12 protein-coding genes and 1 pseudogene are annotated in these 19,829 nt (G+C 65.6%); 8 read left to right on the top strand and 5 right to left on the bottom strand.

From position 1 onward, the window contains the following. Positions 1–39: 39 nt before the first annotated feature. Positions 40–717: a FadR/GntR family transcriptional regulator gene (locus tag ACP694_RS08690; protein ID WP_426011725.1), complete on the top strand. Its 678-nt coding sequence runs from the start codon at positions 40–42 to the stop codon at positions 715–717. On the opposite strand, the gene ACP694_RS08685 is transcribed toward ACP694_RS08690, so the two are convergent. Continuing rightward, positions 688–1,230 carry a gluconokinase gene (locus ACP694_RS08685; protein WP_426011841.1) on the bottom strand — a complete coding sequence of 181 codons (543 nt, stop codon included), beginning with the start codon at positions 1,228–1,230 and terminating at the stop codon, positions 688–690. The genes ACP694_RS08690 and ACP694_RS08685 overlap by 30 nt on opposite strands. Positions 1,231–1,454: 224 nt before the next feature. On the opposite strand from ACP694_RS08685, the gene ACP694_RS08680 reads away from it, so the two are divergent. From ACP694_RS08680 to ACP694_RS08650, 7 genes are all read left to right on the top strand, one after another. After that, positions 1,455–4,466, top strand: a complete 3,012-nt coding sequence (locus tag ACP694_RS08680; protein ID WP_426011724.1) for a glycosyl hydrolase family 28-related protein — start codon at positions 1,455–1,457, stop codon at positions 4,464–4,466. A 149-nt stretch (positions 4,467–4,615) separates the two neighbouring features. Then, positions 4,616–7,627, top strand: coding sequence for a glycosyl hydrolase family 28-related protein (locus ACP694_RS08675; protein ID WP_426011723.1), 3,012 nt, complete (start codon positions 4,616–4,618; stop codon positions 7,625–7,627). A gap of 184 nt (positions 7,628–7,811) precedes the next feature. Further along, positions 7,812–10,820 (top strand): TonB-dependent receptor plug domain-containing protein, encoded by a 3,009-nt coding sequence (locus tag ACP694_RS08670; protein WP_426011722.1) that lies wholly within the window; start codon positions 7,812–7,814, stop codon positions 10,818–10,820. A 99-nt stretch (positions 10,821–10,919) separates the two neighbouring features. Beyond that, the gene (locus ACP694_RS08665; protein WP_426011721.1) at positions 10,920–11,999 is read left to right on the top strand and encodes a LacI family DNA-binding transcriptional regulator; all 1,080 of its coding nucleotides are present in this window, start codon (positions 10,920–10,922) and stop codon (positions 11,997–11,999) included. Then, complete coding sequence (locus ACP694_RS08660; protein ID WP_426011720.1) at positions 11,992–13,287, top strand: MFS transporter; 1,296 nt, start codon at positions 11,992–11,994, stop codon at positions 13,285–13,287. The genes ACP694_RS08665 and ACP694_RS08660 overlap by 8 nt, the downstream gene beginning before the upstream one ends. 79 nt (positions 13,288–13,366) lie before the next feature. Continuing rightward, positions 13,367–14,650 (top strand): MFS transporter, encoded by a 1,284-nt coding sequence (locus ACP694_RS08655; RefSeq protein WP_426011719.1) that lies wholly within the window; start codon positions 13,367–13,369, stop codon positions 14,648–14,650. 8 nt (positions 14,651–14,658) lie between these two features. Beyond that, positions 14,659–16,290: a glycoside hydrolase family 43 protein gene (locus tag ACP694_RS08650; protein ID WP_426011718.1), complete on the top strand. Its 1,632-nt coding sequence runs from the start codon at positions 14,659–14,661 to the stop codon at positions 16,288–16,290. 224 nt (positions 16,291–16,514) lie between these two features. Here the strand turns inward: ACP694_RS08650 and ACP694_RS08645 are convergent, their stop codons facing one another. The 4 genes and pseudogenes from ACP694_RS08645 to ACP694_RS08630 all read right to left on the bottom strand — a co-directional run bounded on the left by ACP694_RS08645 (position 16,515) and on the right by ACP694_RS08630 (position 19,828). After that, positions 16,515–16,880, bottom strand: a complete 366-nt coding sequence (locus ACP694_RS08645) for a cupin-like domain-containing protein (RefSeq protein WP_426011840.1) — start codon at positions 16,878–16,880, stop codon at positions 16,515–16,517. Between the two features lie 64 nt (positions 16,881–16,944). After that, a pseudogene (locus ACP694_RS08640) lies at positions 16,945–17,651 on the bottom strand (cupin-like domain-containing protein); the annotation flags it as partial. Then, entirely contained in the window at positions 17,645–17,998 is a 354-nt protein-coding gene (locus ACP694_RS08635; RefSeq protein ID WP_426011717.1) for a tryptophan 7-halogenase, read from the bottom strand. The gene ACP694_RS08635 and the pseudogene ACP694_RS08640, both read right to left, overlap by 7 nt. 153 nt (positions 17,999–18,151) lie before the next feature. Next, a complete protein-coding gene (locus tag ACP694_RS08630) occupies positions 18,152–19,828 on the bottom strand; it encodes a carboxylesterase/lipase family protein (RefSeq protein WP_426011716.1) in 1,677 nt (558 codons plus the stop codon). Position 19,829: the final 1 nt, after the last annotated feature.

The raw sequence follows: 19,829 nt of genomic DNA, 5'->3' as shown, positions 1-19,829 counted from the left end.
ATGGCGCAATGGTGCGCCTGTCGAATGGGAGATCGATGAATGAGCGAAGGCCGCTTGGCCGACCGGGCGTACACGGGCATCGTGGAAATGATCAACGCTGACGGCTTGGCCGTGGGGGATCGTTTGCCGTCCGAGGCTCGCCTGTCGGAGATTTTCGGCATGTCGCGCACCATTGTGCGTGAAGCGTTGGTTCGCTTGGCGGCCGACAGCATCACCGAGGCGCGACGTGGGGCGGGGTCGTTCGTCAAGAACCGGCCGTCCGACAAGCTGAGCGCCTATATGCCGCTCTCGGAATTGCCGTCTACGCTCGGCAGCTACGAGGTGCGTTTCGTGCTCGAGGCGGAAGCGGCGCGCCTTGCGGCGGCCCGGCGGTCCGCAGAGGAAATGGCAAGTATCGAAGAGGGCCTCATGGCGTTGCGCGCGGCGCTGCTGTCGAACGCACCAGCCCACGTCGAGGACATGGAGCTGCACCGTCGAATCGTACTGGCCACCGCCAACCCGGCCTTCCTGCACGCGTTCGAGGCGCTGCAGCCCGACGTCGATCGGATCATGCGCGCGGGTGTCGGCATTTCACGCTCGCGGCCTCCAGAGGCCATCGGCGAAATGATGCGCGAGCATGAGATGATCGTGGAAGCGATCCGGGTCCAGGACGGCGACGGCGCGGCTCTCGCCATGAGATGGCATCTGTCACAGGGGCGAAAACGGCTCATGCCCTGATAGACGCCAAACCCGGCCGGTTTGACGGTCGTTCGCTTCCAGCCAAGCCAGCGTGGCGTCGCGCAATTGCAGGGGCGAGGCTTCGGCGGCGAGCGCCGTGGCCGCTTCGTCCGCCCCCGGGCGCTCGAGCGTAGCCAGTTGGCTGCCTAGCAGGCTGGCGGGCATGTAGTGACCGGTGCGTTGGTCAAGGCGACGCTGAAGCTCGTCAGGATTTGGGTCGAGCAGCACGAAACGCGTGAGCGCCGGAATGGCGGCGCGGAGGCGGTCGCGATAGCTGCGCCTTAGAGCTGAACAGGCCGCCACGGCTGTTCCACTTGGCGTCAAGGCTTGGCCGATGGCGCCGCCCAACCGATCAATCCAGGGCCAGCGGTCGTCGTCGACAAGCGGCTGGCCGGTGCTCATCTTGCTAATCGCGGTCGCGTCATGGAAGTCGTCGCCGTCAAGAAACGTACAGCCCAAGGCATCGGCGAGAACGGCGCCGAGCGTGGATTTTCCGCTGCCGCTCACCCCCATGATGATGAGGGCGACAGGCGCTGGTCCAGTCTGACGGGAGGGCGGCTGCACACGGCGTCCTTGGGCTGACCGGCGATGGGGCCCGTCGATAGGTCGGCGGGCCCGCCGAGGAGTGAAGATGCAGTTTTAGGGGCAAGACGAGCAGGCGAGAACTACGACCATGGTCGTGGATGGCGACCCGCTTCCAACCCCTTATCCGTAGTTGAAGTAACCAGGGAAGCGGCATGAGAGTTATCATACTGGCGGCGGTGTTCCTGGCGTCCGCGTCCCCCGCGCTGGCCGCCAGTCAGTCCGTTTTTCTGACCGCTCCCGATGATCCGCGCGCGATCAGCGTGAAGGGCGTGGGCGATGGCCGGGCCGATGATACAGACGCCGTGCAGCACGCCATCGACGCCGCCCGCGACAAGACCGGTCACGGCGTGGTGTTCCTTCCGTCTGGCCGCTACCGCCTGAGCCGCAGCATCCTGGTTCCGCCGGGCGTGCGCGTCTTCGGTGTCGGCGCTACTCGGCCTGTCTTCGTGCTCGGGCCAAGCACCCCCGGCTTTCAGAAGGGCGTGGGCACGATGATCGTGTTCACGGGCGGTGACCAATATAGCGTCGGCGAGGTTCCCGTGCCGGTTCCAACGGTGGTCGGCGCCAAGGAAGCGGTGCGCGACGCCAATTCCGGCACCTTCTATTCGGCGTTGAGCAATGTCGACATCGAGATCGGGGCCGGCAATCCAGCTGCGGCCGGGGTGCGGTTTCGCATGGCCCAGCACGCCTTTCTCAGCCACATGGACTTCCGTCTGGGCGCGGGCTTCGCGGGAGTCTACCAAGCCGGCAACATCATGGAAGACGTCCACTTTCATGGCGGCCGCTACGGGATCGTCACCGAAAAGACCTCGCCGGCCTGGCAGTTCACTCTCCTCGACTCGACCTTCGACGGGCAGAGCGACGCGGCGATCCGCGAGCACGAGGTGGACCTGACCCTGGTCAATGTGACCATCAGCGACACGCCCGTCGGGATCGAGGTCGATCGGGGCTACAGCGACTCTCTGTGGGGCAAGAACGTGCGCTTCGAGAACGTCTCGAAGGCCGCTGTGGTCATCTCCAACGAGGACACTGTCTTCACCCAAGTGGGTTTCGAAAACGCCGTGGCCTCGAATACGCCGGTCTTCGCCCGCTTCCGCGACAGTGGGAAAACGGTGGTCGGCAAAGGGCGCCATTATCGGGTGGCGTCCTTCACCTACGGGCTGACACTGCCTGGTCAGGGCCAGATGGGCGAATACAAGACCCAGGCGGAGATCAACGCGCTGCCGGCGTCGCCGGCGGTCATGGCGCCGGCCATTCGCCCGCTGCCGCCGGTCAGCGCGTGGACGAACGTCAAGACGCTGGGCGTCAAGGGAGACGGCGAGACCGACGACACCGCCGCACTGCAGGCGGCGATCGACAGCCACCGCGTGCTCTATCTGCCGATCGGCTTCTACAAGATCACCGACACGCTGCGGCTTCGTCCCGACACGGTGATGCTTGGCCTGCATCCGGCCGTGACCCAACTGGTCTTGCCCGACAATAATCCCCGCCATGCTGGGGTCGGCGCGGTGGGTCCGATGATCGCGACACCGCGTAGCGGCGACAACATCCTCGCAGGGATCGGTCTGTTCACCGGCCGCATCAACCCCCGCGCCTCGGCGCTGCTCTGGCGGTCGGGCGCGACCTCGCAGGTCACGGACGTCAAGATCATGGGTGGCGGCGGCACGCCGACCATGGACGGCAAGCCGCTTGGCGCGGCCCAGGCCCGCAGCGGCGATCCGGTGGCCGACGGCCGCTGGGACGCGCAATATCCCAGCATCTGGGTGACCGACGGCGGCGGCGGGACCTTCGCCAATGTCTGGAGCCCCAACACCTTCGCCTCGGCCGGCTTCTACATCTCGGACACCGACACGCCCGGCCACATCTACGAGGTGTCGGTCGAGCACCATGTGCGCAACGAGTTCGTGCTCGACAATGTCCAGAACTGGGAATTCCTGGCTCCACAGACGGAGCAGGAGGTCGGCGACGGGCCGGACACGGTGTCGCTGGAAATCCGCAACTCGCGCAATATCCTGTTCGCCAACTATCACGGCTACCGGGTGACTCGGTCTTACCACCCCGCCAAGACGGCGGTGAAGCTGTTCAACTCGTCCGATATCCGTTTTCGGAATGTTCATATCAATGCCGAGAGCGGCATCGCCCTGTGCGGAGCCAGTGGCTGCGGCACGTATCTGCGGGCCAGCAAGTATCCGTTCGAGAACGCCTTGATCGACGAGACCCAGCAGGTCGAGACGCGTGAGCGCGAGTTCGCCGTACTCAACATTCCGGCCAAGCCGCAGCCCACCGCAGCGGCTTCTCCGCCCATGAAGATCAAGACCTTGGCGAGCGGTTTCTGGTCGATCTCGGGCGCCACCGTGGGCGCGGACGGCACGCTCTACTTCGTCGAGAAACGTTTCCAGCGGATCTACCGCTGGACTACGGCGCGGGGGCTCGAGGTGGTCCGCGACCATTCGCTCGACCCCGTGAACCTGGCGATCGATCGTTCGGGCAAGCTGCTAGTGCTGTCCTCGTTCGGTCCGGAGGGCACGGTCTATTCGATAGATCCGGATGGTCCCAAGGACGCGTTGACGACCATAGCGGCGACCCCGGCGGCGGCGCGTCCGACCGCCACAACGCTGTTGCCGGTCAGCTGGTGGAACAACGGGGAGTTCAAGGACCAGTACGATTCGTCGACTGACAAATTCACCACTCTGGCCGAAATGTTCGCCCGCGACGCTGGCGCGCCGAAGCCCAAGGAATATGTCTCGCCCGATGGCAGCCTTGTCCTGCCGGCCTTCCGCGTGTGGGAGCAAGGTCCGTCGGACCATGTGGGCTGGCGCTGGTCCGACATCCTGCAGACCCACGGTCTCATAGGGGCCGCCCCGGGTGAGCGCGTGTTCGTCACCAATGAGTCCGAGGGCAAGACCTACAGCGGCAAGATCGGCCCCGGCGGCGCCCTGACCGAGCTGAAGGTTTTCGCCAACCGGGGCGGGGAAAGCGTCGCGGTCGACGGTCAGGGACAGGTGTTTGTCGCCAACGGCCAGATCTTCAAATACGCGGCCGACGGCCAGTCCACGGGACGCATCGATCTGCCCGAGCGACCGCTGCAACTGATCTTTGGCGGACCAGACCGGCGCACCTTGTTCGTCCTGACCCACAACGCGCTCTACGCGGTGACGCCGTGAAACGCGCCCAGCGCACACCCAATTCGCGCAGTCGCAGCCGAGAGGCCGCGCGCCGATAAACGTCCACCCCCAACTGTCCCGGCCCTCGCGCCGGGACGTTTTTTTCGAGGTCCGCAATGCGAGGTTGGGTGACGACAGGAATGGCGGCGATGGCTCTGATCATAGCGGCCAGCGCTCCGGTGGCGCTGGCGGCGACCTCGGTGTCGGTCTTCGCGACCGCACCAGAAGATCCCCGCGCCGTGGTGGTCCGCGCCGTGGGCGATGGCCGCGCCGACGACAGCGCCGCGATCCAGGGCGCGATCGACGCCGCTGCGGCCAAGGAGGGCGGCGGGCTCGTTTTCCTCCCCTCGGGCCGTTACCGGATCAGCAAGACGATCTTCCTGTGGCCGGGCGTGCGGGTGTTCGGGGTCGGCGCCACCCGCCCGCTGATCCTGCTCGCGGACAAGGCGCCCGGGTTCCAGCGGGGGTTGGCCAACATGGTGATTTTCGCCGGCGCCAAGCCGGACCCGTCGCGTCGCGTCCCGTTCCCGCCGCCCGGGAGCGTGCCTTTCAACAAGGACATCGCCGACGCCAATTCGGGCACCTTCTATTCAGCGATGAGCAATATTGATTTCAAGATCGGCCGGGGCAATCCAGCGGCGACGGCGATCCGCTTCCACGCTGCCCAGCACGCCTATCTCAGCCACATGATGTTCGACATCGGGTCTGGCCTGGCGGGCCTGTACCAGGTCGGCAATGAAGCCGAGGACCTGCACTTTAAGGGCGGGCGTTACGGCATTCTGACGGAGAAGACCTCGCCGGCCTGGGGCTTCGTGCTGCTCGATTCCACCTTCGAGGGCCAACGCGACGCGGCGATCCGCGAGCATGAGGCTGGCCTGACCTTGGTCAATGTTGCCCTCCGCGACACGCCCGTGGGGATCGAGATCGATCGCGGCTATGGCGACTGGCTCTGGGGCAAGGACGTCCGGTTCGAGAACGTCTCGAAGGCCGCGATCGTCATTTCCAATGAAACCAGCGTCTACACCCAGGTCGGCTTCGAGAACGCGACAGCCGTCAACACCCCAATGTTTGTTCGCTTCCGCGACAGTGGCAAGACGGCGCCCGGCCTGGGAGCCGCCTATAGGGTGACGTCCTTCAGCCATGGCCTGACCCTGCCTGGCCTAGGCCAAATGGGCGTCACCAAGACGCTGATGAAGGCGGAGGCTGTCGCGACCTCGCCTGAATCGCGCGCGCCGGCGATCCGTGCTCTTCCGCCCGTGTCGGAATGGACCGATGTCCGCGCGTTGGGCGCCAAGGGCGACAATGCGACCGACGACACCGCCGTCCTCCAGCATGCCATCAACAGCCATAGGGTCCTGTATTTCCCGACGGGCTTCTACGTCGTCACCGACACCCTGCGGCTGCGACCGGACTCGGTGCTGATCGGCCTGCACCCAAGTCTCACCCAGATCGTCCTGCCCGATCACACGCCGGGCTATCAGGGTGTCGGCGCGCCCAAGGCCCTGATTCTGTCGGCGGCGGGGGGCGACAACATCGTCTCGGGGTTGGGGCTCAACACTGGCGGAGTGAATCCACGCGCCACGGCCCTGCTCTGGACCTCGGGCGAACGTTCGATGGTCAATGACGTCAAGTTCCAGGGCGGGCACGGCACCAACCTGTATGACGGGACGCGGCTCAACCCCTACAACGCCAACGCCACGGCCGACGCCGACCCCGCCAGGCGCTGGGCGGGCCAGTATCCCAGCCTGTGGGTGACAGATGGCGGCGGCGGCACGTTCGCCAATCTCTGGAGCCCCAGCACCTATGCCTCTTCGGGCATCTACGTGTCCGACACCCAGACGCCCGGCCATGTCTACCAGGCCTCGGTCGAACATCACGTGCGCACGGAGATCAGCTTGAACCGCGTCGCCCACTGGGAGTTGCTCGCGCCGCAAACCGAGGAGGAGGCAGGCGAGGGCGAGGACACCGTCTCGTTGGAAATCCGCGACTCCCACGACATTCTCGTCGCCAATTACCACGCCTACCGCGTCACCCGGACCCGCCGACCCGCTTCGGCGGCGGCTCGTATCTACAATTCCCATGACATTCGCTTCCGCAATGTCGCGGTCAACGCCGAAAGCGGAGTGGGACTGTGTGACGAGAACGGCTGCGCCACCTTCCTACGCCTGAGCAAGTATCCCTACGAGAACGCAATCCAAGACGTCACCAGCGGCCTGGAGGTGCGCGAGCGCCAGTTCGCGGTGCTTGACCTGCCGGTCGTCCCGCCGCCCGTCGCGCCCTCTGTCTTCCCCGCGGGCGCCCGCCTGGAGAAGCTGGCCGACGGCTTCTATTCGGCGGGCGGCGGGGCGGTTGATGCGGCCGGGACCCTCTATTTCACCGACCGCCGTCACCAACGCATCTACAGTTGGTCGGATGCGCGCAAGCTGTCGATCGTGCGAGACAACGCCCTGGATCCCGTCAGCCTGGCGATCGACGGGACTGGAAACCTGCTGGTGCTGTCGTCGGACGGCCGCGACGGGAACGTCTACAGCTTCAAGCCTGGCAGCCCCGACACGGAGGTCACGGTCATCGCGCCGACCTCGGTGGTTGACCATCCGGGCGCGGCGACCATGCTGCCAGTCAACTGGTGGAACAACGGCGAGTTTCAGGACCAGTTCGACGTCAAGACCGACCAGTTCACCACCCTGGCGGAGATGTTCGCCCGTGACATGGCGCTGCCGAAGTCCAAGGAATATGTTTCGCCCGACGGCAGCCTGGCCTTGCCGGTCTATCGCGTCTTCCAGATGGGCCCACCAGACTTCCGGGGGCTGCGCTTCTCCGATGCGCTCGACACCTACGGGTTCACGACGGCCAAGCCTGGCCAGCGGGTGTTCCTGACCAACAGTTCCGAGAACAAGACCTACAGTGGCTTGGTTGGAACACACGGCGCGATCACCGATCTGAAGCCCTTCGCCAACCGCGGCGGCGAGAGTGTCGCGACGGACGGGGAGGGGCGCGTCTATGTCGCCAACGGCCAGGTGTTCGTCCATGCCCCGGACGGTCGGGAGCTGGGGCGCGTGGACATCCCTGAACGACCACTGCAACTGCTGTTCGGAGGCCCCGACAAGCAGACGCTGTTTGTTCTGACCCACCACGCGCTCTACGCGATCCGGCGTCCATAGATCCAGGGTTTGCGGCCGCCTGGAGTCCGGGGGCAGGCCTTTGGCGCGCCCTCGAGGCTGGCGGCTGGCGCGCCGGATCGGCCGACCTACGACCATGGTCGTAATGGTGAGCGCCCCGCTTGTCTGACAGCTTCCTGCCTAGGCCATCGCAGATGGACTCAACGAAAAACGGGAGGCTGCAGGGATGAGTGCTTTAGGTCGGAAACGAGGGGCGTCACCCTTCCTGAACGTGTTGCTCGCGACGAGCGCGATCGCGATGGTCGTATCGGCTGGAACGGCCAGCGCGCAGGCGTCAGCTGGCCCCGCATCGCCCGAACCAGAGGCCACGGCCTTGACCGAGATTGTCGTCACCGGCTCGCGGATTCGATCCACCGGCTTCACCGCCCCGACGCCGACCCAGGCGCTGGGCCAAGCGGACCTCGAGCGCAATGCCGAACCGAACGTCTTCACGACCATCGCTCAACTGCCCTCCCTGCAGGGCTCGACCGGCGCGACCACGGGCACGTTCAGCACATCGAGCGGCGCGCAGGGCCTGAGCTCGTTCTCGCTGCGCGGCCTGGGCACCATCCGGACCCTGACCCTGCTGGACGGCCAGCGCGTGGTGCCGGCTAACATCACGGGCGTGCCCGACATCAGCCTCTTCCCGCAACTGCTGGTTCAGCGCGTCGATGTGGTGACCGGCGGCGCCTCGGCCTCATACGGCTCCGACGCGGTCGGCGGGGTGGTCAACTTCATCACCGACAAGCACTTCGAAGGCTTCAAGGCCAATGTCTCGGCCGGGCAGACCACCTATGGCGACGACAAGCAGGTCGTGCTGCAACTGGCGGCGGGCAAGGCGTTCCTGAACGATCGCCTGCACGTCCAGGTCAGCGGCGAATATGACGACGAGGACGGCGTGCCGGCCGGCGGCTTCGGTGAAGACGCGCCGGGCAGTCGCGACTGGTACACCACCGCGACCCTGGTCAATCGCGGGGTCACCAATGACGGCTCGCCACAGTACCTCTATCGCGAGCACGCCCAAGCCTATCAGTACACCAAGTATGGCCTGATCAGCGCCGGGCCGTTGCAGGGCACCGCCTTCGACCAGGCCGGCAACCCGTTCCAGTTCCAGTACGGCTCCAACGGCGTGCCGTCCAAGGCCGCGAACGGCGCGGTCGTCGGCTGCTATTCGTCCGGCGGCTTCTGCGTCGGCGGTGACCTGTCGGGCAATGTCGGCATCGGCACGTCGCTGCAGTCCGAAATCAAGCGGATGAACAGCTATGGCCGCGTCGCCTACGACATCGACGACAATAACGAGATCTACGGAACGCTGAACATCGCCCGCGTCGAGAGCAGCAATCAGCCCAATCCGGGCGGGGCCACTACCGGCCTTACGATGCAGTGCTCCAACCCCTATCTGCCGGCTTCGGTCGTGGCCGCCTGCGCGGCCAACAACATCACCAGCTTCACCTTCGGCACCAGCAACGCCCTGCTGCCCAATAATATCGCGGTTCATCCCACGCGGACGCAATATCGCGGCGTGATCGGCGCCGACGGCAAGTTCGCCGCCTTCGGTTCGGATTGGCACTACGACGCCTATTACACGCACGGCGAGAACACCACCAACATCCACGTCAACAACATCATGTTGACCCCGCGCTACAGGGCGGCCATCCAGGCCACCCTGGTCAACGGCCAGATCGTGTGTTCCGACCCCGTCGCCCGCGCCAATGGCTGCGCGCCGATCAACGTCTTCGGCGGCCAGCGGCCCAGCGACGCGGCGCTCAAGTACATCGAGCCCGAGAACGGCCCGCACCAGCATTCGGTCCAGAAGCAGGACGTCGCCAGCATCAACTTCAGCGGTGAGCCCATTCAAGGCTGGGCGGGACCGGTGGCTGTGGCCTTGGGCGGCGAATATCGCCGCGAGGCCTACCACGTCCAGGGCGACCCATATGGCGACGGCTCGGCGGCCTCGCCCTATAGCACTGAATATCCGGCGGATCCGTTGCTCAATAAGGCGGGCAACAACTGGTACGCGGGGAACTATCACTCTGGCGCCGGCAAATACAGCGTCAAGGAAGCCTATCTGGAAGTAAACCTTCCTCTGGTGAACTCGGACGCAGCGGGCAAGGCCAACCTGAACGCTGCCGGCCGCTGGACCGACTACAGCACCTCGGGCACTGTCTATACCTGGAAGGTAGGCGGAACCTGGGACACCCCCGTCGACGGCGTCCGCCTGCGGGCCGTCACCTCGCGTGACGTGCGCGCGCCCAACCTTTCGGAGCTCTTCGCGGCCCCGGTCACCACCACGATACCCAACTTCACCATTCCCACGTCGACGACGCCGCCACCAGGCCAGCCCTCGGGCCCCGGCGCGCTGCTGGTTCTCCAGAACGTGGTCGGCAATGCAAACTTGAAGCCCGAGATCGCCAAGAACACCAGCCTCGGTGTGGTGCTGTCGAACCCCCAATGGCTGCCGGGCTTCAGCGTCTCGGTTGACTGGTACAACATCGTGCTGAACGGCGGCATTTCCAGCCTGAGCGCTCAGCAGGTGGTCAATTTCTGCTATGCGGGTGTGACGCAGTATTGCAGCAGCTTCAACTTCGCCCCGCCGGCCGGGACGACTGCCTACGTTAACTCACAGACGTTCAACCTGGCCTCGATCAAGACCAGCGGCTTCGACATCGAGGCCAGCTACCGGTTCGAACTGCCAAGCGTGCCGGGCCGTTTCGACCTACGCGCCCTGGCGACCAACACCCACAAGTTCGTCACCAATCAAGGCATCCCCAACGGCTCCGTCGTCAATACCGCGGGCCAAAACTCCGGGGCCACGCCAGACTGGAAGGTGCTCGCCGTCCAGAGTTGGAGCTCGGACCGGTTCATGCTCAGCCTGCAGGAGCGCTGGTTCAGCGACGGCGTCATCGGCGGCCAGTACATCGAGTGCGCCGCCGGCAGCTGTCCGGTGGGTAGAACCGTGGCGGTGAACAACAACTATCCGACCATCGACTACAACCAGATGAAGGGCGCCACCTATGTCGACGTGAGCGGCTCCTACAAGGTGACGAAGGATCTGCAGGCCTATTTCAAGGTCGCCAATCTCCTGAACCGGGATCCGACGCCTTCCCCTCAGACCAACACGGGTCTCGACGCCAATCCGGCGCTCTATGACCTGCTGGGGCGGTTCTATCACGTGGGCCTGCGCTACAGCTTCTAGCCCACGCCTGGCGCCTTGCCGCGGTTCGGTTCAAAAACCGGGTCGCGGCAAGTACGCCGGATCAAGGATCGCAGTGTTGGCAGACGTGAAGGTTGTCCATTGAACAGGCCAGACCGCGCCCGAGGCGCCACCATCGTCGATGTGGCGCGACTGGCCGGCGTCTCGCGCATGACCGTGTCGCGAGTCATCAATGACGTCACCAGCGTGCGTGAAGAGACGCGCCTGGCGGTCCTGGCCGCGCTCCAGGAACTCAACTACGAACCGAACCTCGCCGCCCGCAATCTCGTCATGGCCGGCGAACTGCGGATCGGGGTGATCTATGCCAATCCCAGCGCCGCGTTTATGAGCGACTTCCTGATCGGCGTGTTCGAGGAGGCCACCAACGCCGGAGCGCGGCTGATCCTGGTGCGAGGTGAAAGCGGCCAAGCCTTGTCGACCCACGAGTTGCAAAGACTGCTGGGGTCAGGCCTCCACGGCGTGGTCCTGACGCCGCCCCTAGGAGAATCCGCCGTCTTGCGCGATATCCTCCGCGCCGCCCATCTCCCGGTCGCGGTGGTCGCCGCGGGACGCCCGCCGAGCGACGCGATCAGCGTCCGAATCGACGACCGCCGCGCCAGCCAGGCCATGGCCCAGCTTCTGCTGGATCTTGGCCATCGGAGGATCGGCTTCATCACCGGAAACCCTGACCAGACCGCCAGCGCCGAGCGCCTCGAAGGCGCTCGCGCGGCGATCGCCGCAGTCGAGGGGGGCGAACTCCTCCTCGCCCAAGGGGCGTTCACCTACGTTTCGGGTCTGCGCGCCGCGGAGGAGCTGCTGGACAACAACCCACCGCCCACCGCGATCTTCGCCAGCAACGACGACATGGCCGCTGCGGCCGTGTCGGTGGCCCACCGCCGCCATCTCGACGTGCCACGCGACCTGACCGTGGTCGGGTTCGATGACACGACCGTGGCCACCACGCTCTGGCCGCCGCTCACCACAGTGCGCCAGCCCGTGCGGCAGATGGCGGCGGTGGCCCTAGAGCGGCTGATGCGCGCCTTGCGATCGGCCGAGCCTTCGGCCGAAGCCTCTGCGGATTACGTTCTGGACCACACGCTGATCGAGCGTCAGTCCACAGCTCCGCCACAACGCACCCAGGTCGCGGGCGCGAAAACCCATGAGAGGTCATCGCATGCCTGATCCGGCTCTCGACATCGAGCGCGCCACCGTGGGGCGGGTGACCAAGCGGCTGATGCCGCTGTTTTGCCTGATGTACCTGATCGCCTATATCGACCGGCAGAACGTATCCTACGCCAAGCTCGACATGGTCCACGCACTGGGCCTCACCGAGGCGGTCTACGGCTTTGGCGCGTCGCTGTTTTTCATTGGCTACTTCCTGTTCGAGGCGCCGTCGAACCTGATCCTCGCCCGGATAGGCGCCCGCGTCTGGTTCGCGCGGATCATGTTTACCTGGGGCCTGGTCACCCTGGCCCTCGGGTTCACCCAAAACGCGACGATGTTTTATGTCCTGCGGTTCCTGCTCGGAGTCACCGAGGCAGGGTTCTTCCCAGGTGTGCTCTACGTCCTGACCCTTTGGTATCCGCAGGCTCATCGCGCCCGGATGGTGGGTTTGTTCATGATCGCCAGCGCCGTAGCCAACGCGGTCGGGGCGGTCCTGGGCGGCCTTTTGCTGGACCTGGACGGGACCTTGGGATTGGCGGGCTGGCAGTGGGTGTTCCTGGTCACCGGCGTTCCGGCCGTGCTGCTGGCGCCCTATGTGCTGTGGCGCCTGCCCGATGGTCCGACCCAGGCCCGTTGGCTGCCGGAAGGCGAGAGGGTCTGGCTGGCCAAGGTGCTGGACGCCGAGCGGGGCGGGGCGGTTGACGACCATCGCGGCGCCTGGAAGGCAATCTTCGACCCTCGCGTTCTAATGCTGGCAGGACTCTATATCGGCATGCCGCTGGGGGCCTATGGCCTGAGCTACTGGCTGCCGACCATCGTCAAGTCGTTCGGCGTTTCCAACAGCGTCAATGGGTTGATCAATGTCGTCCCCTGGCTGCTGGTCGCCGTGGCCCTCTGGCTGGTGCCGCGCCACGCCGCCCGACATGGCGCCAGCGCCTGGCACATCGCCGGACCCTGCCTGCTGGGCGCATTGGCCTTGGTCCTGAGCGTGATCGTGCCCGGCGCGACGCTGAAGTTCGCGATGCTATGCCTCGCCGCGCCGGCGATCTTCGCGGCCCAACCGGTGTTCTGGAGCCTGCCGCCAAGCTTTCTCAGCGGGCCGCGGGCGGCGGCCGGTATCGCGGCGATCAATGCGATCGGTAATCTTGGCGGCTTCATCGCCCAGAACCTCGTGCCGATGGTGCGAGATGCGACGGGCAGCATCCTCGCGCCGATGCTGGCCCTTGCCGCCGTGCTGGTGGTGACCAGCGTGCTGGTCTTCTACGCCATGGCGCGGCTGGACAAGGCGCGGGCGAGGGCCGCGTGACCCGCCTAACGCTTAGTCCGTCGTCCGGTCGCGAGGCGCGAAGGCCGGTCGATCGATCGACACGACGTGGACCCACGCCATGAGCCGAAAGATCCGAAACCTTCGCTGGTGGATGATTGGGCTCGTGATGCTGGGGGCGGTGATCAACTATCTCGCGCGCAGCACCCTCGGCGTGGCCGCGCCCTCGGTGCTGGCCGAGCTGCAGATCGGCCCAAAGGAATATTCCTGGATCACGGGCGCCTTCCAACTGGGCGTCATGCTGCAGCCTCTCTGCGGCTATGTGCTCGACTCCATCGGCCTGAAGCTCGGCTTCGCGCTGTTCGCCACTGCCTGGTCGGTCATCACCATGGCCCATGGCCTGGCCGGCAGTTGGCAGGCGCTTTTGGGACTCCGCGGGGCGTTGGGCGTCGCCGAGGGCTGCGCGCATCCGGCGGGCATGAAGGCGGTCTCGACCTGGTTTCCGGCTCGGGAGCGCGGCTTGGCCGGCGGGGTCTACAACATCGGCGCCTCGATGGGCTCGGTGCTGGCGCCGCCCTTGGTGGCCTGGTCGATCCTGGTCTGGGACTGGCGCGCGGCCTTCGTGGTGGCCGGCGGCCTGGGGTTGGCCTGGGTGGTGCTTTGGCTCTTCACCTATCAGGCGCCTGACAAGCACAAGGCGCTGTCCGACGCCGAGCACGATTTGATCACCGCCGGCCAGGAGAGCCATCTTGAGGACACCGGGACGCGGCCCTCGATGCTCAGTCTCCTTGGCCAGCGCAATTTCTGGGGCATCGCCCTGCCGAGGTTCCTGGCCGACCCGACCTGGGGCACCCTGTCGTTCTGGATCCCGCTGTACCTGGTCACGGTCCGGCATTTCGAGTTGAAGCAGATCGCCCTGTTCGCCTGGCTGCCCTTCGTGGCGGCCGACCTGGGCTGCCTGTTTGGCCCCATGGCGGTGCTGTTCCTGCAGAGGCGCGGGGTCAGCCTGATCAACGCCCGGCGTGGGGCCTTCACGCTGGGCGCGTTGCTGATGACCAGCATGATGTTCGTCGGGCGAGTTGAAAGCCCCTATGTCGCCATCGCCCTGCTGTGCCTGGGCGGCTTTGCGCATCAGACCCTGTCGGTGACGGTGATCACCCTGTCGTCGGACCTGTTCCGCCGCAACGCGGTGGCGACCGTCGCCGGCATGGCCGGGTTCTTCGCCAATCTGGGGGTGCTGATCTTCTCATTGCTGATTGGAAGCCTGGTCGCCACGGTCGGCTATGATCCGTTCTTCGTCGCCCTGGGCGTTCTGGACCTGGCAGGCGCGACGCTGCTGTGGATCCTGGTTCGCGACCCGGGCGCGTCGCCAACCTCCAAGCCCGTTACCGTTTCCGCCCTATAGAGCGTCCCATGCCGCAAGCCGCGATCTCGAACCCAATCCTTCGGGGTTTCAATCCCGACCCCTCGATCGTGCGGGTGGGCGAGGACTACTACATCGCCACCTCGACCTTCGAGTGGTTCCCCGGCGTTCAGATCCATCATTCGCGAGACCTCGTGAACTGGCGGCTGCTGACCCGACCTCTGACCCGGCCAAGCCAGCTGAACATGCTGGGCGCGCCCGACAGCTGCGGGGTCTGGGCGCCGTGCCTGACCCATGCCGATGGTCGGTTCTGGCTGATCTATACCGACGTCAAGCGCTATGGCCGCACCACGGTGTCGGGAGCCTCGGGCGCCAGCCTACGCGATTTCCACAACTATCTTGTCACCGCCGACAACATCGAAGGGCCGTGGTCCGACCCGGTGTTCCTAAACAGCAGCGGCTTCGACCCGTCGCTGTTTCATGACGACGATGGCCGAAAGTGGCTGCTCAACATGCTGTGGGACCATCGGCCGAACCGCAACCACTTCGCGGGCATCGTGGCCCAGGAATATGACCCGACGGCGCAGGTGCTCGTCGGCGCGCGCAAGCTAATCTTTCCCGGCACGGCGCTAGGCCTGACCGAGGCGCCGCATCTCTACAAACGGGGCGGATGGTATCATCTGGTCACGGCCGAGGGGGGCACGGGCTTTGGTCACGCGGTGACCATGGCTCGGTCACGCGCGCTTCAAGGGCCCTATGCGCTGCATCCCGACGGACCAGTCCTGACCGCTCGGGATCGGCCGCACGCGGCGCTGCAGAGGGCAGGGCACGCCGACCTGGTCGAGGCGTCCGATGGTCAGACCTGGATGGTTTACCTCTGCGGCCGCCCCTTGCCCAATCGTGGGCGCTGCACGCTCGGACGAGAGACTGCAATCCAGCCGATGGTCTGGGGCGCCGACGGCTGGCTGCGCACGCGCGACGGGTCGAGCGAACCCGAACTAGCTCCGCCCGGACCGGGCCTGCCGCCCGCGCCGTTCCCGCTGGACCCCACCCGGACGGTCTTCGACGCTCCGACATTGCCGATCGACTTCCAGTGGCTGCGTTCGCCGTTCCCAGATGAGCTGTTCAGCCTGACCGCGCGCGCCGGTTGGCTACGCCTGTTCGGTCGCGAGACGATCGGCAGCCAGTATCGCCAGGCCTTGGTCGCCCGCCGCCAGCAGGCCCACTGTTACTCCGCCCAGACGGTGTTGGACTTCGTTCCCGAGCATTTCCAGCAGGCGGCGGGGCTGATCTGCTATTACGGCGCCAACAAGTTCCATTATCTTTACGTGTCACGCGACGACGAGCACGGGCGCCACATCCAGGTGATGTCGGCTCTGCCCGACAGCCCCCAAGCCGACGCCTTCACCATGCCTATTCCACTGCCCGAGGCGAGCCTTGTCCACCTGCGGGTCGAGGTCGATTTCGAGCACCTGCGCTTCGCCTTCAGCCTGGACGGCGAGGCATGGACCTGGCTGCAGGAGGTGTTCGACGCCTCGACCCTGTCGGACGAAGCCACCGCCCCGGGCGCGCCCAACTTCACCGGCGCCTTCGTCGGCATGGCCTGTCAAGATCTTGCGGGCACGGCGCGGTCAGCCGATTTCGACAGCTTCGAATATGTTGAGCGGGCTTATCGGACCTAGGCGAGCCGCAAAGGGAAACCTGACGAGGCCGCTTCTTGGTGCTCATTGACGTCATGGCCGGCGACGCAAGGCGGCGCCGGCCATCTGTCTAGGGCATTTCCCGACCTGACTGCGTCAGGCCGTGAGCTCTAATCTTTTGTTTTGACGCATTTTTCTTCACGCGAATCGGCACCACTTCGCTCGAAAAATGCTCTAGCGTTGCTTCGCAAGCCACCTGATCCCGCTTAGTTGCCGCGGAGAAGCTGCACCACTCTCGCGCGAATTCGGCCGTAGTTGGCGGGCGCGAGCGGACCGATAAGACCCCGGCGCTCTGGCGGCAAGTGGCTGACGGGATGACCGTTTTCGCGGAAGACGTAGTGCTCGAAGAGCGCCTTCAATGCTCGACGTTCTTCCAGCGGTCTTTCGCTCACGGCGATCATCGACAGGAGGAGGCTGGTGTAAGGCGAGTCCGGCCCCGCGGCGAAGGCGTCCCACCAGTAGTTTACCGAGCCGTTGAACGGCGCCGTCGCCTCGACCTGATGCCACCACAGTTTGGGCAGATAGAGCGCGTCGCCGGCGTGCAACTCCGTGATCAGCGCCTGGTCGCGCACCCCCGGCGAACCGGCGGAACCGCGCGTTGTCCGGCGGCGACGAAGCGGCCAGACTGACTGGCTGGCCGGCCATGGTGTTGTCGATGGGACCGACATAGAGCTCGCCGATCAACTCCGGCGGATAGAGGGTGAAACGCCTTGCCCCGGCCACCACGCAGGCCAGATTGTCCAAGGTGTCGTAGTGGGAGGAGACGTTGGAGGCATGGCCCAGCCAAATCCGCTGGCCGGTCGTCCGGCCCAGCAACGGCATGGGGTTCTGGCTTGAGAAGCCTGGGACAGGCTCATGCGCCGATGCTCGAAATTGAAGCCCGCCAAGTCGTCGCTGTAGTAATACTTTCCAGCGATCTGAGGCGCCCCGACAAAGGCCTCCATCGGGGCGCCGGTGTCGAATCTGGAAACATGGTCGCGGAAAGCCGCCGGCGATCGCGCGCCGGCCTCAACGACCGGCCAGTCGGCGACGAGGCCGCGCAGCACCACCGGGCGACAGGGCTCGATACGCTGGGTAAGAACCTCCGCCTCGCCCAGGAACCGAGACGCCAGCGCCTGCGCCGCGACAGTGTTGAAGGGTTCGACCTCGGTGCGGAAACCCATGCCATAAAGGATGTACTGGTAGCTCGAGGCAGGAAACACCTCGTCCAGCCGGTCAAACTCGTCGAGAAATCCCGGCGACTGGTACTTCCAGAGGCGCAGCAATTTCTGCAGACGCTCAGGGATGCTCGCCGGATCGACATTGTCGCGCCAGAACGCGCTGTCGGTCCGCTTCGTCAGCACATAGTGCAGCTTGAGGAAGTCGATGATCCGGCCCCAACGACGTCGCCCGCCTGCGAAGTCGTGATGCTGGCGATGTCGCCCGTTTCGCTCAGATTAACCCGTTCGACATCGGCCAACACATGACGCACGCCAAGCTTTTCCGTGCAGTGCTTCTGCAGGAACGGCGCGAATTTGCCGGCGTCCAGGTGGTAGGCGTAGTTGGCCATGCCCTGGTATTCGGGCGTGGTGATAGTCTTGGGCGCCAGGCCCTCGTCGCAGAGCGCGCCTTGAGGGCAGACCGCCTGGTCGAACGTCCGGCCACGGCTATCGGCCAGCCAATGCGGCGCCAGGTTCACCTGGCCGTGCACCGTCCGATTTGCAGCGGCTTACCGACATCTTTTCGCCTACCGGCGTTCCGCAGAGGTAGCGGTAAGATTGAAAATTCGATGCGGTCAAGAGTTGCGAACCGCCAAAGTCTATTTGTAGGAGTATTTTTTGAGACGCTGCGGTCGCCCGTAAGGTCACGCTAAGGGTGGTTTTCGGCCATCGAGGCGTTCAATCGCATCCCATAGGCGCCGTTCAGCTCCGTATCGATCGGCGACGACGCTACAGGTCGCGTCAATCACCATGGTTTCGCGACGCTGCAGCTCGTAGGGCGGCCAAGCTGGCTGATCTGGGGCCGATGGCCGGCCGTCGCGCGCGAACGACGCCCAAAAGGCGCTGGTGTTGCGGGCAGCTTGGACGCGGTCGGGACGGCTCCCAGCCAGGGTGTCGGGCGGGCCGACCGTGTTGAACACCAGCGGTATGTCACTGGCGTGCATCGCGCCGAGTTCATAGTCGGTGCCCGGCGCCTTGATGTTCGAACGATAGGCCAGGTTGTAATAATAAACCGGCGCTCCGCCCTGAGCGGCCTTGCGTTCGGCCGTGACGATCGAGCCCGCGCCCATGTTGCGTTCGCTTCCGATGGCCAGATAAAGGTCGGTGTCTGACGCGCCGGGGCGGCTGGCGCGGTAGGTGTCGATGATCTGGTCGGCCCGTTCACCGAAGCCTGCGGTCATCCGCGATTTGAGCCCGGCCGCGTCGAGAGAGAAGGCCGCGGTGTCATTGCCTTTCCAGGCGAAAAACGCCGCCTCGTTGTCGAGCCAACCGACGATCAGCGGCTTGTCGCGCGCGCTAACCGGGGCGCTTGGATCAAAAGGATGGTGCGGGAGGAGGGCTCCGTCCACCAGGGGGCCGTAGCAGCCGGGGCCTACCGCCTGGATGCCCCGCCAACCTTCAGGGTTCGTTCGAGTCGCACGCTTGGCCAAAGCGTCCTGAGCTTGCAGCAGCCGAGGGGCAGGAACCTCGAGCAGGCGCCGCCAATCGGTCGAGGCCAAGCCCAGTTCGTCCAGCAGCATGCGGGTGGTCTGGTCGGCGGCCTCGGTCGTGCCGATCCGCACCGCTGGACCACTCTGGATCGCGGCCTTGGCGAACAGCGGCGCGACCGAAGGCATGGCGTAGAGGCATGCGGTCTTGGCCCCGCCTCCGGACTCGCCAAAGATCATGACATTGTCCGGATCGCCGCCGAAGGCGGTGATGTTGCGGGCGACCCATTTCAGCGCCAGGACGATGTCTGACAGGCCCTGATTGCCCGAGCCGGCATAGGGCTCTCCGCCCAATCCACCGAGATAGAGATAGCCCAACAGGCCCAGACGGTGATTGGTCGCGACGACGATGACGTCGTGGTCGCGCGCCAGTTGGCCGCCGTCCTGCGCCGCGCTGCCAGCCGAACCGGTCGTGTAGCCGCCGCCGTGGCTGTAGAACATCACGGGACGGCGCCGCCCGCCGCCGGCGGGTTTCCAGATATTGAGCACCAGGCAGTTTTCGTCGGGCGCAGGCTCGTTCAGTCCATAGACGGTATCGGGGTGTTGCAAGGAGGGCGGGCCAAGCCGGGTCGCATCGTGCACGCCGGCCCAGGGCTTGGCGGCGGTGGCGGGCAGGAAACGCGCCGCGCCAGAAACACTGGCGCCGTAGGGCACGCCGCGGAACACGTCGACTCCGTCGGACCGTGAGCCTCGCAACCGGCCCTCCGCCGTCTCGATGATCACCGCCTCGGGCATGGTCGCGGCGCCCAGAAGGTAGGGCGCCGCGACCATGCCGGCGCTGGCGATGAGAAGGCGTCGACGGTCGAGGCTAGGCCTGAACAAATTATGTGTCATG

Source organism: Caulobacter sp. DWR2-3-1b2, assembly GCF_049896345.1.
GTDB lineage: Bacteria > Pseudomonadota > Alphaproteobacteria > Caulobacterales > Caulobacteraceae > Caulobacter.
This window is presented reverse-complemented; position numbering and strand designations above follow the sequence as displayed.

Coding starts and splice junctions, on each gene's coding strand:
- ACP694_RS08690 (WP_426011725.1), top strand. CDS start 40: ATGAGCGAAGGCCGCTTGGCCGACCGGGCGTACACGGGCATCGTGGAA.
- ACP694_RS08685 (WP_426011841.1), bottom strand. CDS start 1,230: ATGGGGGTGAGCGGCAGCGGAAAATCCACGCTCGGCGCCGTTCTCGCC.
- ACP694_RS08680 (WP_426011724.1), top strand. CDS start 1,455: ATGAGAGTTATCATACTGGCGGCGGTGTTCCTGGCGTCCGCGTCCCCC.
- ACP694_RS08675 (WP_426011723.1), top strand. CDS start 4,616: ATGGCTCTGATCATAGCGGCCAGCGCTCCGGTGGCGCTGGCGGCGACC.
- ACP694_RS08670 (WP_426011722.1), top strand. CDS start 7,812: ATGAGTGCTTTAGGTCGGAAACGAGGGGCGTCACCCTTCCTGAACGTG.
- ACP694_RS08660 (WP_426011720.1), top strand. CDS start 11,992: ATGCCTGATCCGGCTCTCGACATCGAGCGCGCCACCGTGGGGCGGGTG.
- ACP694_RS08655 (WP_426011719.1), top strand. CDS start 13,367: ATGAGCCGAAAGATCCGAAACCTTCGCTGGTGGATGATTGGGCTCGTG.
- ACP694_RS08650 (WP_426011718.1), top strand. CDS start 14,659: ATGCCGCAAGCCGCGATCTCGAACCCAATCCTTCGGGGTTTCAATCCC.
- ACP694_RS08630 (WP_426011716.1), bottom strand. CDS start 19,828: ATGACACATAATTTGTTCAGGCCTAGCCTCGACCGTCGACGCCTTCTC.